General features: G+C 39.3%; 18 protein-coding genes. 7 read left to right on the plus strand and 11 right to left on the minus strand.

The features are described from left to right. The first annotated feature begins 157 nt into the window (after window positions 1–157). From B5D59_RS11840 to B5D59_RS18480, 3 genes are read left to right on the plus strand one after another with little or no spacing between them, the layout of a single operon-like run. Window positions 158–511 carry a DUF4870 domain-containing protein gene (locus B5D59_RS11840; protein ID WP_078818101.1) on the plus strand — a complete coding sequence of 118 codons (354 nt, stop codon included), beginning with the start codon at window positions 158–160 and terminating at the stop codon, window positions 509–511. Then, a complete protein-coding gene (locus B5D59_RS18475; RefSeq protein WP_245799513.1) occupies window positions 501–767 on the plus strand; it encodes a MerR family transcriptional regulator in 267 nt (88 codons plus the stop codon). The genes B5D59_RS11840 and B5D59_RS18475 overlap by 11 nt, the downstream gene beginning before the upstream one ends. A 51-nt stretch (window positions 768–818) precedes the next feature. Further along, window positions 819–1,235: a hypothetical protein gene (locus B5D59_RS18480; RefSeq protein WP_245799514.1), complete on the plus strand. Its 417-nt coding sequence runs from the start codon at window positions 819–821 to the stop codon at window positions 1,233–1,235. A gap of 97 nt (window positions 1,236–1,332) precedes the next feature. Here the strand turns inward: B5D59_RS18480 and B5D59_RS18705 are convergent, their stop codons facing one another. From B5D59_RS18705 to B5D59_RS11880, 8 genes are all read right to left on the minus strand, one after another. Next, the gene (locus tag B5D59_RS18705; RefSeq protein ID WP_139366017.1) at window positions 1,333–1,572 is read right to left on the minus strand and encodes a transposase; all 240 of its coding nucleotides are present in this window, start codon (window positions 1,570–1,572) and stop codon (window positions 1,333–1,335) included. Between the two features lie 205 nt (window positions 1,573–1,777). Further along, window positions 1,778–1,945: a transposase gene (locus B5D59_RS18710; RefSeq protein ID WP_425441353.1), complete on the minus strand. Its 168-nt coding sequence runs from the start codon at window positions 1,943–1,945 to the stop codon at window positions 1,778–1,780. A gap of 342 nt (window positions 1,946–2,287) precedes the next feature. Further along, a complete protein-coding gene (locus B5D59_RS11855; RefSeq protein ID WP_078818103.1) occupies window positions 2,288–2,995 on the minus strand; it encodes a CPBP family intramembrane glutamic endopeptidase in 708 nt (235 codons plus the stop codon). A 5-nt stretch (window positions 2,996–3,000) separates the two neighbouring features. Further along, window positions 3,001–3,450: a MarR family winged helix-turn-helix transcriptional regulator gene (locus B5D59_RS11860; protein ID WP_078818104.1), complete on the minus strand. Its 450-nt coding sequence runs from the start codon at window positions 3,448–3,450 to the stop codon at window positions 3,001–3,003. Between the two features lie 514 nt (window positions 3,451–3,964). Beyond that, window positions 3,965–4,813, minus strand: a complete 849-nt coding sequence (locus B5D59_RS11865) for a MetQ/NlpA family ABC transporter substrate-binding protein (RefSeq protein ID WP_245799525.1) — start codon at window positions 4,811–4,813, stop codon at window positions 3,965–3,967. 69 nt (window positions 4,814–4,882) lie between these two features. Then, the gene (locus B5D59_RS11870) at window positions 4,883–5,323 is read right to left on the minus strand and encodes a hypothetical protein (protein WP_078818106.1); all 441 of its coding nucleotides are present in this window, start codon (window positions 5,321–5,323) and stop codon (window positions 4,883–4,885) included. A 9-nt stretch (window positions 5,324–5,332) separates the two neighbouring features. Next, on the minus strand, window positions 5,333–5,665 hold the full coding sequence (locus tag B5D59_RS11875; RefSeq protein ID WP_078818107.1) for an ASCH domain-containing protein: 333 nt from the start codon (window positions 5,663–5,665) through the stop codon (window positions 5,333–5,335). A gap of 186 nt (window positions 5,666–5,851) precedes the next feature. Then, window positions 5,852–6,613, minus strand: a complete 762-nt coding sequence (locus B5D59_RS11880) for a FixH family protein (protein ID WP_078818108.1) — start codon at window positions 6,611–6,613, stop codon at window positions 5,852–5,854. Between the two features lie 153 nt (window positions 6,614–6,766). Between B5D59_RS11880 and B5D59_RS11885 the strand changes: the two genes are divergently transcribed. The 4 genes from B5D59_RS11885 (at window position 6,767) to B5D59_RS11900 (ending at window position 9,857) form a co-directional block, all read left to right on the plus strand. Beyond that, a complete protein-coding gene (locus tag B5D59_RS11885; RefSeq protein WP_176132586.1) occupies window positions 6,767–7,447 on the plus strand; it encodes a response regulator transcription factor in 681 nt (226 codons plus the stop codon). Further along, complete coding sequence (locus B5D59_RS11890; protein WP_078818110.1) at window positions 7,444–8,853, plus strand: sensor histidine kinase; 1,410 nt, start codon at window positions 7,444–7,446, stop codon at window positions 8,851–8,853. Before B5D59_RS11885 ends, B5D59_RS11890 begins: the two co-directional genes overlap by 4 nt. 1 nt (window position 8,854) lies before the next feature. Beyond that, entirely contained in the window at window positions 8,855–9,415 is a 561-nt protein-coding gene (locus tag B5D59_RS11895) for an SCO family protein (RefSeq protein ID WP_078818111.1), read from the plus strand. Between the two features lie 76 nt (window positions 9,416–9,491). Continuing rightward, entirely contained in the window at window positions 9,492–9,857 is a 366-nt protein-coding gene (locus B5D59_RS11900) for a hypothetical protein (protein WP_078818112.1), read from the plus strand. A gap of 14 nt (window positions 9,858–9,871) precedes the next feature. Here the strand turns inward: B5D59_RS11900 and rlmN are convergent, their stop codons facing one another. The 3 genes from rlmN to B5D59_RS11910 form a co-directional block, all read right to left on the minus strand. Next, on the minus strand, window positions 9,872–10,948 hold the full coding sequence (rlmN, locus tag B5D59_RS11905; protein ID WP_078818113.1) for a dual-specificity RNA methyltransferase RlmN: 1,077 nt from the start codon (window positions 10,946–10,948) through the stop codon (window positions 9,872–9,874). A gap of 80 nt (window positions 10,949–11,028) precedes the next feature. Next, on the minus strand, window positions 11,029–11,202 hold the full coding sequence (locus B5D59_RS18235; RefSeq protein ID WP_176132574.1) for a hypothetical protein: 174 nt from the start codon (window positions 11,200–11,202) through the stop codon (window positions 11,029–11,031). Between the two features lie 222 nt (window positions 11,203–11,424). After that, complete coding sequence (locus B5D59_RS11910) at window positions 11,425–12,777, minus strand: cyclic 2,3-diphosphoglycerate synthase (RefSeq protein ID WP_078818114.1); 1,353 nt, start codon at window positions 12,775–12,777, stop codon at window positions 11,425–11,427. Between the last annotated feature and the right edge of the window lie 91 nt (window positions 12,778–12,868).

Here is a 12,868-nt window from a genome sequence, read left to right on the forward strand (position 1 = left end):
TCCGGATTATCGTGTGGAAAATCAATAATAACAATTTTGTTTTCATGAGATCACAAACGCATTATCATGTAGAAAAATTAAAACTATATTTCCTTGATACTCTACCCACGTCACCTTTTATACTTATATTTAAGTAAAGATAAGAAAGGTGAAAAAAATGAATAAACCATTAAAAAAGGAAATATTTTCAGTACAATTAATGCTTGTAGTCTCGCTGCTTCTTGGTGTAATACCTCCCCTTATTATGTTTTTAATGACAAGGAAGAAAAATTTATACTACTGTGAATCAAGTCGGAAAGCTCTTAACTTCCATTTGACGATATTTCCATTATTTATTATCAGCAGTCTTCTTCCTGCGTGGGTTAAATACGCTTTATTAGCTATAGAAACATTAATAATCATGTATGCTATTATTCGAATAGCTTTTCAAAAAACATATTATTATCCAGCCATTCCCTACATTAAAAGCAAAGAAGAAAATATAGAAAAGAGGTATTCACATGTCAGGTGATACGTTGACGATCGGACAATTAGCTAAGCGAACAGGCGTTACCATACGAACACTTAGATACTACGACAAAATTGGGTTGCTATTACCAAGTGATTACACAGAAGGAGGACACCGACTTTACAGTCTTGATGACCTCTTACGGTTACAAAAAATACAATCTTTTATATTCATAGGATTTTCGCTTAAAGACATCGCAGATTTATTAGAATCCAATTGTATAGAAGAACAGCAACTTAGCCACTCAATTGCATTTTAAAAAAGGGAACTTATTGCGGAACAAGAGAGAATTCATCAGACTATTGACCAATTGAATCATATGGAAACTATAATCTCAGGCTATGAAAAAATAGATGCAAAATTATTTTGCTTTATTATTCATTCAATTCTTTTTGAAGAGGAAAATCTTAATGAATATAGTCAAGTCAAGGACTCTATTCACAATTTTAGAAGTGAAGAAAGAGTAGTTTTAGATAAAGGGTACTTCTCATTATTTATGGCTTTAAAAAAACTTGTAGCGAACGAAACAAATCCTGAATCTGATGAAGCGCTAAGATTTATCAAACAGTTGGTTGCACTTTCTAACCAAACTTTATCAAAGATAGAGACAGCGGAAATAAATTCAATGGACCAATATGACGAACCTAATATACTAAATCCCTTTACTGGAGAAGAAAGAACGTTTCTTAAAAACGCTTTTGCCTATATGTCAAAGTTACAAGAATGATATTTTAGCAGGAAACAGTATCCGCAATCACTAAATAAAAAATTAGGGTAATCGGAAAATAGTGTGGAAAATCAGCACCATAAACTTCTTCATGCACTTATTCATAACCAGTTTGTGACCAATTCGGAAATTGATCAGGTAACATTTTACCGAAAGTAACTTCAATTTCTTTAAATTTCCTTTTCTTTTTTACTTTACGATAGCCTTGTGTGAACAAAATCTTTGCTCTAAGGGCTTCAGAAGAGTAACCACGACCAACATGGTTCATTGTCTTAATTAAATGATTCAAGGATTCTGTATATTCGTTTGTAATTGGAGAATTGAAATAGTTAAATATCTCTTCCTACCAATTATTCATTGCTTTTATCAGATCCTCAAAGTAATTCATCAATGCTTTAGATACATTTTATAACCAGTTTTGATAAAGTTCTTAGGTTTCGTTGATTGACCCAGCCTCATAGATATCAAAGATATCAAAAAATCCTCTTTTAGCTCATACGATTGACCAAGTAAAGGGAACATATCAGTCCATATTTGCAATTTTATTTAGTCGTCAAAGTCATTAAGGTCTTTCGTCTTTTTAGAAGTACATAACGGTCTCTCATGAGTTGCCTACGATCTTTGGCTGACACATTTTGGCGGTTGGCCTTTCGTATTCCTTCCAAGGCTTCGTTTGTCAATTTAACGACATGAAACTTAATTTTGAACAATGTGAAGGAGAGGGGGGTGTAGATTCCACCAGAAAACGGTGATCATTTTCAAATTCCTTCGTATCCATTACTTTTAGATTAGGTAGGTTGAGCGTATCCATCTATACCATTGACTTTCTTGTTTTAACGTCTCGATGTTTTTCCGTTTCCTTATTTATAGGAAACGGAAAGAGCCTATTTAGACAAAATTAGATCAAAATAAATAGACTCTTTTTCTAATATCAAAATCAATTTTAATTCAGAAAAAGTTCGATAGATTAAATGTCCGATTTTAACATAAGGCCTTTTGAATGAAAGAACAAACTATCAAATTAAAAGTTCGTCTCCTAGTTTGTTGTACCTTTATTTGCTATGTAACTTAACATATTCACGATTTTGAATCGGCCACCATATTAAATGGAAAAGCATGTGGACAAATATAGCTGCTAATAACCCCCCTTGAATGAAGGCTACCCCAGCGAAAAACCCAACCCAAGTGTTACCAACAACCGTATACACATACATAGGAGGTTTTGGTTGCGAGGCAACAAGTTTAATAGATGGTAAATGGACAATGGCAAATAAGATACTTGAAATAGAAATTGCAAATAATATACTAACACGATCATTTATATTCATTAATTGGGATAACCAAATAAATAAGCTAAGTAAGCCCCATCGAAACATCACTTCTTCTAAAATTCCACCATAAAATACACGACTTAAGATTCCTGTATTCGCATAATGTGTTTCAATCTCCATATAGTCTGTTTTTGTCAATCTCGGTACTAAATACATATAATAAAACAATAAATGGCCAATTGAGCAAATAACACCTAGACCCAAACCATATAATAGAATTTGACTAATTTCTATTTGTTGAACAACATTAATCTTAGGAACAGCATAAGCACCCAACATTGAAAAGATAAGTGCTGATAAGCAATGTGCTATTAATCGTTGTCTATCTGTTACATCATCCTCCTTTATATGAATTTTTTCTGACTGATACATAAAATAAATGCCTGGAATGCAAATGATGCATACAATAATTAAATAAACCAAATTCATAGGGATTACTCTCCCTTCGCTTTCACTTGTTCTTCTAAAATGACCTCATAAATCTTGTTCACTGCCTGTTCTAATTGATTAATTACTTCATCATCTAGCTTAGCGTAGTATGTCAATACAATTTGCTCATCTGCTTTTGCATATAATTCATAAAGTTCTTTACCTTTCATGCCAAGTGTTACGATGATTTCACGTCTTGAGTTAGGATTAATGGAGCGCTCGATATAGTGCTCCTTCTCTAATTTAGTTAGTAACTGACTAATTGCACTTGCGGTCACATTCATCTTTTCAGCCAGTTCATTGACCGTTAAAGCACCATACTGCTCTACATGCTCGATAATTAAGGATTGCTTCGGTGTTAATTTATGCTCAAGCACTTCCTCATAGTGATGTAGCAATGCGTAGTTTATCTGATCTAATGTTTGAAAAATCTCATTCATTCGCTCTGCTAGCATAAAAATCCCTCATTTCATTAAGCAACATAAACATTTTAGATACCTAAAGTGTTTTTATGAGAATATTGTAACTAAATACACGCATTAATCTCAACCGCATTCAAGTATAATTTATGTATTTATCTTTAATTTTCGCTACTCAAAATAAGTGTCAGCATAATAAACATTGAAATAAACAGAAGGGAGTAATTTTTCAATCTAACTCCCAAGTCTTTTTACCTGAATATAGATATCCAATTTATAATAAAATTCAAACCTTGATATAATTTATCAAATGGTTAGTTCTCAAAAAGGCGTTTTATTAAAATGACAAGCCAAGAAACATAATATTTAGTAGCAAAATTTATATGACGGAACGTGAAAAAGTATATTAATGTATTCCACACCATTATCCGATTTATGGATGCTTCGAGTAAAAATTTAATTATTAGATTTTCCAAACGATAATCCGATTACCCCATTTTAATAAATAAAAAACGCCCCTACATCACTGTAGAGACGCCATACCGTTGCTTCATTCACCGAAACCTTGAAATTCATCCTTTATTGCTTTTTTAAAGGTCTTCGACTGTACAGCTTCTTTTAAAGCTTCAGCAAATTCCTTGTCCAAATCTTCTTCTTTTACTGTCAACACGTATTTCAATTCTTCGTTTAGTTCTTCTTCAGCGAGTGCGTCTGCCAATTCCATTTCATTGACAATGATGTAATTATCCGGAATGACCGCCAAGTCTCCACTCGTTAAAGATGCAATGAGCTGAGAGGTGAGGACTGGTTGAATTTGCAGGTTTTTGGGATTATTTTCGATTTGCTGTTCGTTAACGTCGAATGCATTTGCATTTGAATCTAATGCCAGCAAACCTTGTTGCTCCAAGAAACGAAGTGCTCTGGCTGTGCCAAGTTCATCATTCGGAATTGTAATTAACGCTCCGTTTGGAATATCATCAATCGATGTGATGGAGTTCGAGTATAATCCAAGACCTACACTTGGAACCTCTGAAAGCGACACGATGGAGAGATCGTATTCTTCATTAAATTGAGTTAGATAAATATTTTGCTGAAACAGGTTCGCATCAATTTCGCCTTCCGCAAGTTCGGTATTTGGTTCAATCAAATCGCCGTATTTTACAACTTCCACTTTATAGCCCTGTTCTTTTAAAGCCGGCACTAACGCTTTATCAACCACTTGTGCATAGATTCCTTCTGTTGTGCCGATTTTCAGCGTTTCATTGCTTTCGTTCTGACTGCAGCCTGTCAGCAATATGCCGAATATCGTCAACAGTCCAAGTATTTTCATTTTCATAGTTTTCCAATCGTTCCTTTCAAAAAAGCTACTATATCCCATCATATTCGCTGCGTTTTTCACTGTCAAACAGTAGCTTCACCAAAAAAAGATGTGCAACTTTATACACATCTCTTTATGCGTTATGTAATTTTACCAAATGGATGGTTTTTGTACCATTAACCATAACATGATCATGAGTAATCCAATATAAATCCATGCAGTGCGACGTAATTTGTTGAGGATCATATGTCGATCCATGCCGGATTCATGGAATCTTTTCAGAACAGATGAAAAACCAGTTGCCAGAAAGACAGCAGACAGCAGCATGATAACTAGCGTGAGGATCACCCAGGAACTATGCCATGGCCACGGACCGAACAGAATGAGCAAGGCGCCTGTCACAACCAACACGTGGCCTGCATGCATGACAAGTCGGATGATCACTCGGATGAACGCCAGATAAATGTCTTCCGCTTCTGCTTTGGCAGTGCGCAGCCGACGAATCAGCGGCAACAGTAGAAATAAGGGTCCTACTGCAATGACAGCCGATACTACGTGCGCAAAGACAACCGCTCCGTAATAGAGACTCATAGGTTTACATCATTTCTGAACAGGGCTGTATTCGTGCACCCATACTTTCATCTGTGGAAGCCAAGGCATTTTTTCGTGAATGGAGAGCATGGTTTGTTTGTAGTCCTCAACTGTATCGTGGCCTTCTGATTTGGCATCTTCATCCGTTAGTTCTCCAAGAGTTTGTTCGTAAAGTTTGTCGATGCTATACTCTTTTCCTTCAAGTGTCATAATTTCTCCCGGGTACGCGTAGACGCCATTTCGTCTAGTTGCCCACTTTTTACCTTCAAGCACTTTTTGTACATCTTCAGGAATTGTGACCAGTCTTTCGATGGAACATGTTTTTTCAGGATAGTTTGTCATGTGAATACTCCTCCAAGTTAACTATATTATTACTACTCTTGTCATTGTAACGCTTTCTTCGGGATAATTCGAGTTTAACATTTAACAGTGATTCTCTTTATGAGCGGCCGCTGTTATTAGAGCGCAAAGGCTGTCACAGAAAGCCTAGTTGCTCGGACATTCTGTAACAGCCTCGTTCTTCTCAAGTTATTTCACTTCAACCGTATGTTCTTCATGTTCATGAAGATCTTCATTTTCGATATGGATCGTTACTTTATACGTTCCGGCTTTTGGGAACTTATAATTGGCTATGTATTCACCTGGTTTCGTTTCTTCTGTTTCTGCCCATTGAATTTCATCGGCAGGATCTGCGATTTCATAGCGGACATTTGTGTTTTCCAGTGCTTTTCCTTCAAGTTGTACATGTGTCATTAATTCCGTTTCAGATCCTGTTTTTGATTCTTCTGGCTGCATGAAATGAATTGCTAAGCCTTCAGTTGTTCCATGGTCATGATGGTCTCCGTGTTCACCTAATTCTTGGGATTCGCTATCGTCGCCTTCTGCCAACTCCGCCTCACCGATTTGGATTTGTTTTTCAGGCATGATATGCATTCCGCGGGCTGTCACATGGACTTGCACATGATAGATTCCATCCTGTTCAAAAGTCGTTTCTGCCGAATAAATCCCTTTTTTCTCGTTCGTCGACTCGACATGGATACTGTCGTCTTTCTTTCCTTCTTCCCAAATTTCAAATTCCACTTCCGTTGCATCTTCCACTTCTTCATTGCCTTGCATTACAAGAGCAGACACGGTGACTGGTTCATTCGCTTCAGCTTGCTCCGGCACAGTCAATTCCACTTCAAGTGGTTCAGGCAGTGCTGCATCTGTCGGTACGTCTTCCTCTTTTCCGCAAGCCGCGACAACAGCAAGCATGGCAACACCCAACATAAAAATTACGAAACGTTTCATTTTTCATTCTCCTATCTATTCGTTTAGCTGTTATGATTATAAAATACGATTGCGAAATTTGAATGAAGTTTCGACAACTTCTTGAAAGTTCATTCAGACTTCACAACTTTTCCGGAAAATTGATCTATAGATAGAGTAACGAGTGGAGGGCCCATAATGAATTACACGATTTTAGTGATTGATGATGAACCGCAAATGCGTAATTTAATCCGCATGATTCTTGAAGACGCGGGTTATATGGTAATCGAAGCGGGTGATGGATTACAGGCGTTATCTGCTTTGAAGCAGCACGACATTCATTTATGTATCGTCGATGTCATGATGCCTTATATGGATGGCTTTACGTTCGCGGAAGAAGTGAAACGTACGTCCACTGTACCGTTGATTTTCTTATCAGCAAAAGGTGAGGAATGGGATAAGATCCAAGGATTGAAGCTTGGCGGAGATGATTATATTGTCAAGCCGTTTATGCCGGGGGAACTTGTTGCACGGATTGAGGCCGTACTGCGCAGGACATATCGGCTGAATCCAGATCCACAAATGTTGCAGGCAGGCCCATTAACGATTAATGAGGACGCCCACACTGCGCATATTAACGGAAAACAACTGAATCTGACGCTAAAAGAATTCGGTCTGTTATTGCTGCTGACAAAGCATAGCGGTCGCGCCTATTCACGCGAACAATTGCTGGAATTGGTTTGGGGGGATGATCACCAAAGCAGCGAGCGGACAATCGATACACATATTAAAACATTGCGGCTGAAACTCGGCGATGCAGGGAAAATGATCGAGACGGTCTGGGGGATCGGCTATAAACTTGAGGCTTCTAAATGAAGAACTTAAGCCTCAGCAAAAAGATGATGCTGGTTTTTTTAGGAAGCATCGCTTGTACGATTTTATTCTCCTTCTTCTTCATTCACTATCTTTACACGGATCTGTACAAAGAACGGATCAAGGAGTCCATCATTTATCAGGGAAATCGCACTGCCGCACATTATCATTACGGCGAATTGAGCGATTCGATCATCGAAAAAATCCAATGGTACAATATTGTCTCCGAATACGAGATTATTGTCGTCGATCGGCTGGATGACCTGACTTCTTATTTCCCTTATCAACTCGATTATCAGTCTCTTGTCACTGAGAGTGACCAGGAGATATTAGCCACAGGACAATCTGTAATGAAGGAAGGGTATGTGGAGGAACTGAAACGCGAAATCTTCGGCGGAATTTTCCCTATTAAAGGAGAAGATGGGCTGATCGGGTTCATTTATATCTACGTTCCGCTTGCTGCCATTCAGGACGTCTTTCGAGCTAGTTTACCGATCATGATCGTTGTCGGTGTGGTTTTTTTCTTTATTTTATTTTTGATCTTACAGCGTGTGTGGCGCTCTTTATTTGACCCATTAAAAACATTGCAGGCGTATTCGGAAGAAGTATCAAAAGGTGATTATTCCAATCGATTAAATACAGGGCGAGACGACGAAATCGGCAAATTAGCGACGGCTTTTAATTCGATGAGTCATTCGCTTGCAGAACAAGATCAGCGAAAAAAGGAGTTTACTTCGAATATTGTTCACGAACTGCGGACTCCGCTGACTTATATTAGTGGATATGCACAACTTTCGAGAGATAAAATCGATCGTTCACCTGAAGAAGTGAAGCAGTATTTGTCGACGATTGAGAAAGAAACGGAGCGGCTAAAGAAGTTGATTCATGACTTGGTGGAGCTAAATCATTTGGAGCAGGATTTTTATACATTAGAGAATGAACCGATTGCGATTGCCCAACTGTTGTTTGATACACTCGAACTTTTTGCGATTCGTATGGAGGGAAAAGGAATTCATTTACAGACGTCCATTGACGAGGAATTGATTCTGCAAGGAGATCCTAAACGACTTCAGCAAGTGTTTTACAATACGATCGACAATGCAGTAAAGTACGCGCAGCAAGAGATTACCATTTTATTAATGGCAAATGAAAAAGGAGTACAATATGAAGTTTCCAACGATGGAGTGACGATTGGAGATGAAGACGTGGAAAGGATCGGAGAACGTTTTTTCCGTACGGATAAGGCACGAAATCGAACAACTGGCGGATCGGGACTTGGTTTGTCGATCGTAAAAGAGATTGTCCGGCTCCATCAAGGGACATTTGAAGTGTCCAACAAAACGACAGATACGACAGTAACGATTAAGCTGCCCGTCGCGCCGGAGCTAGCGCAAAGGAGTGAAGTATGAAATGAAACGACTCACCCCCTTCATATTGTTGATAGTTTTGCTTCTCTCCAGTTGCAGTGAACCGCTCGAACGCGGTAAAAAAGTCCGTGATTTCACTTTTATCGATCAAAATGGAGAACCGTACGGTACGGAACAATTGGCTGGTACGCCATGGATTGCTGATTTTATCTTTACGTCCTGCACAACGATTTGTCCTACGTTGACGAGCGAAATGGCATCGCTTCAGAAAATGTTGAAAGAGGAAGGTCTGGACGTACAGTTCGTGTCTTTTTCCGTTGATTCAGAAGTCGATGAACCAGCCGTCTTGAAAAAGTATATTTCCAACTTCACGGATGACGAATCCGACTGGCATCTGCTGACTGGCTATTCTCAATCTGAACTCGAAGCATTTGCGCGAGAAGAATTTCAAACATTCGTACTGAAGCACGACTCCTCTAACCAAGTTGTGCATGGCACCAATTTTTATCTGATGGATTCAGAAAGTTATATCCTGAAGGAATACAATTTTTCAAATGAAATGTATAAAGAAGAGCTGCGGAAAGATTTGAAGCGAATTAAATGATCGGCGGCCGGTAACGAAAGACATGACGACCGGCTTCGATTCCGCTATACTAGTTGATGGAAAGCAGGTGTACGTGTTGGATTCTCGTTATTGGAAAATCGGTTTCTTCACCGGTTTAATTTCATTCGTGTTGCTCATCTTAGGTGTTCGTACCGTGCTCGGTCATGAACTCATCGTCAACAATTACTTGACGTTCGCGGTATTCGGGCTGATTGTAGGCATCGTCAGTTCGCTGTTGCTTTTTTATCAATTACATATTGCCTTTAAGATGTTTATGGTCGTTCTCGTGTTAGCGTTTGCGGAAATGTTCCGGAGCTTCATCATGATGGACAATGAATTTTCAGAAGCCATCGGGATGCTGTCACTGTTCATCATTTCTTCATTCGGACTGGCGATCTCTGTTATCATTCAATTTCTTGTCAAATTATTGAAGAAAAAGTAAAGCCGGCTGGAGAATTATTCTCCGACCGGCTGTTTTTTTGTTGTTTTAATTTGCTTACTGCGTAATTGACCACAAGCTGCGTCAATATCTGTTCCATTTTCCCAACGGACACCGCAATTAATGCCTTTACGTTTCAATGCTTCATAAAACGACTTGATTGCTTGCCGCTCACTGCGCTGATACTGACCGTGTTCATCGACAGGATTGTAAGGAATCAAGTTAACATAAGATAGATGACGTTTATCCGCGAGTAACCTTCCGAGTTCTTCCGCTTCTTTAACATGGTCATTGACATCGCGTAATAAAATATATTCAAATGTGATTCGGCGATTCGTTGTTTCCAAATAATAATTGATTGCGTCCATCAATTTTTCAATTGGAAATGCTTTATTGATTTTCATGATTTTCGAACGCAATTCATTATTTGGTGCGTGCAATGACACTGCCAAGTTGATCTGGATATTCTCTTCGGCGAATTCTTTGATCTTCTCCGTCAAGCCACTCGTAGATACGGTAATATGGCGCGCTCCGATCGATAGACCTTTTTGATCGTTGACGATATGAAGGAAGTTCATTAAATTTGTATAGTTATCGAACGGTTCTCCGATTCCCATGACGACGATATGGCTGACACGCTCGTCTTCCCCTTTTTCATCAAGATGTTCTTGAACTTTCATGATCTGTCCAACAATTTCCCCTGCATCGAGGTCTCGGTTTTTACGCAATAACCCACTCGCGCAGAAACTGCAGCCAATATTACAGCCGACCTGTGTCGTCACACAGACGGAATAGCCGTATGGAAATTTCATCAGGACAGTTTCGATCAAGTTACCATCTGTCATTTTAAAGAGGAATTTCACCGTACCATCTTGAGATACTTGCTTGACGTTCTGTTCAAGCGTTTGGATCGTAAAGTGCTCGTTTAATAAGTCACGCGTATCTTTACTGATGTTTTTCATTTCATCGAATGACAGCACGCGTTTTTTATATAGCCAGTCCCACACTTGCGCCGCGCGGAACTTTTGTTGTCCGTGTTCTATGAAGAAGTTTGTCAATTGTTCGATTGTCAAACCGTATATGGATTTTTTCATTTAGTTTCTGGCCTCTTTTCAAAAATTGCAATCCTGTTATTATACTACAGGATTGCACAAAAAGGAACAACCGATTTGGTCTATTCTTGCTGTTGTTTTTCGGTTCTAAGTTTCACATAAAAGGCAACAAGATTCAGGAATGCGAGCACGACAAAAAGAATGCCCATTTTCGTTTGTCCCTCAGATATTCGATCATAGGCAAAGTACACCATAATGAGACCGATGACGAGATCGGTAATTTTGGATTTCAACATATTGGTTCCCCCTTATTCACCTCTCAGTATAGCAGAAAAGCCTGGCATCCGAGCGAAAAAGTCGTCGAACCGAACCAATCAACCATCAAACCGCACGTAACTAGAGCACAACCGAACAAATCCCTGGTAGAAGCGAGCCAAGCTAAGAGCCGACCGCACCAAAAAAACGCATTAGCCACCGAATTTTCATTCAGCGCAGATGCGTTCACAGTTCAGATCAACTTATGCTTTTGTAGCTGTCAATTGATGCTTTTCAATGAAATCTTCCAGCACCGTTTCAAGGTTCGGTCTGCCAATTTCTTCTAGATCGTAATAGACACGTGTGCAAGGCTTGTTGATGTTGATAACACGGGAAAGGTCCATCGGTGTTCCGATAATGACTGCGTCACAATCCGCTGCATTGATTGTAGCTTCGAGGTCTTTCAATTGCTGCTCGCCATATCCCATTGCCGGCAAAATACTCTCGATATGTGTGTATTTATTAAACGTTGTGATCAAGCTGCCAACTGCAAATGGACGTGGGTCGACTATTTCAGTTGCCCCTAGACGTTGAGCTGCGATGACACCTGCGCCTAACTTCATTTCACCGTGCGTCAATGTCGGGCCGTCTTCCACGATCAGAACGCGCTTGCCTTTGATGATTTCAGGATTGTCTACTGAGATTTTTGATTCGGCTTTAATGATCGTGCTGTTTGGAGCCGCAAATTTAATATTGTTTTCAACAGTCTGGATTGCCTCTTCAGACGCACTGTCGATTTTATTGATGATCGAGACATCTGTCGTACGCAAGCACACTTCTCCTGGGTAATACTTCAGTTCGTGTCCAGGACGGTGCGGGTCAAGAACAGTGATCGCTAAATCCGGCTCGTAGAATGAAAAGTCGTTGTTGCCACCATCCCAGAGGATTACGTCACAGCCATCCGGATCATTTTCAGCAGCATCCAAGATATCCTGGTAGTCTACTCCTGCATAGATAATGTTGCCACGAGAAACATGCGGCTCATATTCTTCCATTTCTTCAATTGTACAATTATGTTTTTGGAAGTCTTCCACAGTCGCGTAACGTTGAACTCGCTGTGCAGCCAAGTCACCGTAAGGCATTGGATGACGAATCGCCACAACTTTCAAGTCATGTTCAAGCAATGTCTCGATAATTTTACGTGAAGTCTGGCTTTTTCCTGTTCCCGTTCTCACGGCACAGACCGAAATGACCGGCTTATTACTTTTAATCATCGTCGCTTTTGATCCAAGCAATGTGAAGTTCGCACCTGCTGAATTGACGATGGCGCCAAGTCCCATGACCGCTTCATAGCTAATATCACTGTAAGAGAATACACATTCATCTACTTTTAGCTCTTCAATTAATTTAGGTAATTGATCTTGTGAATAAATTGGAATGCCTTCAGGGTAAAGTTCTCCCGCCAGTTCAGCCGGATACTTACGTCCATCGATATCAGGAATTTGTGTCGCTGTGAAGGCGACAACGTTGTACTCCGCCTTGTTACGGTAGTATGTATTAAAGTTATGGAAGTCTCTTCCTGCTGCGCCAATGATAATTATATTTTTAGTTTTCATGATTTCATCTCTCCAATCGAGCTTCTTTTTATTATTATAAGACATAATGTATAATAATACAATAGGAAACGTAAAAAAATACATTGAATCG

It is taken from the genome of Sporosarcina newyorkensis (assembly GCF_900167515.1).
Taxonomy (GTDB): Bacteria; Bacillota; Bacilli; order Bacillales_A; family Planococcaceae; genus Sporosarcina; species Sporosarcina newyorkensis.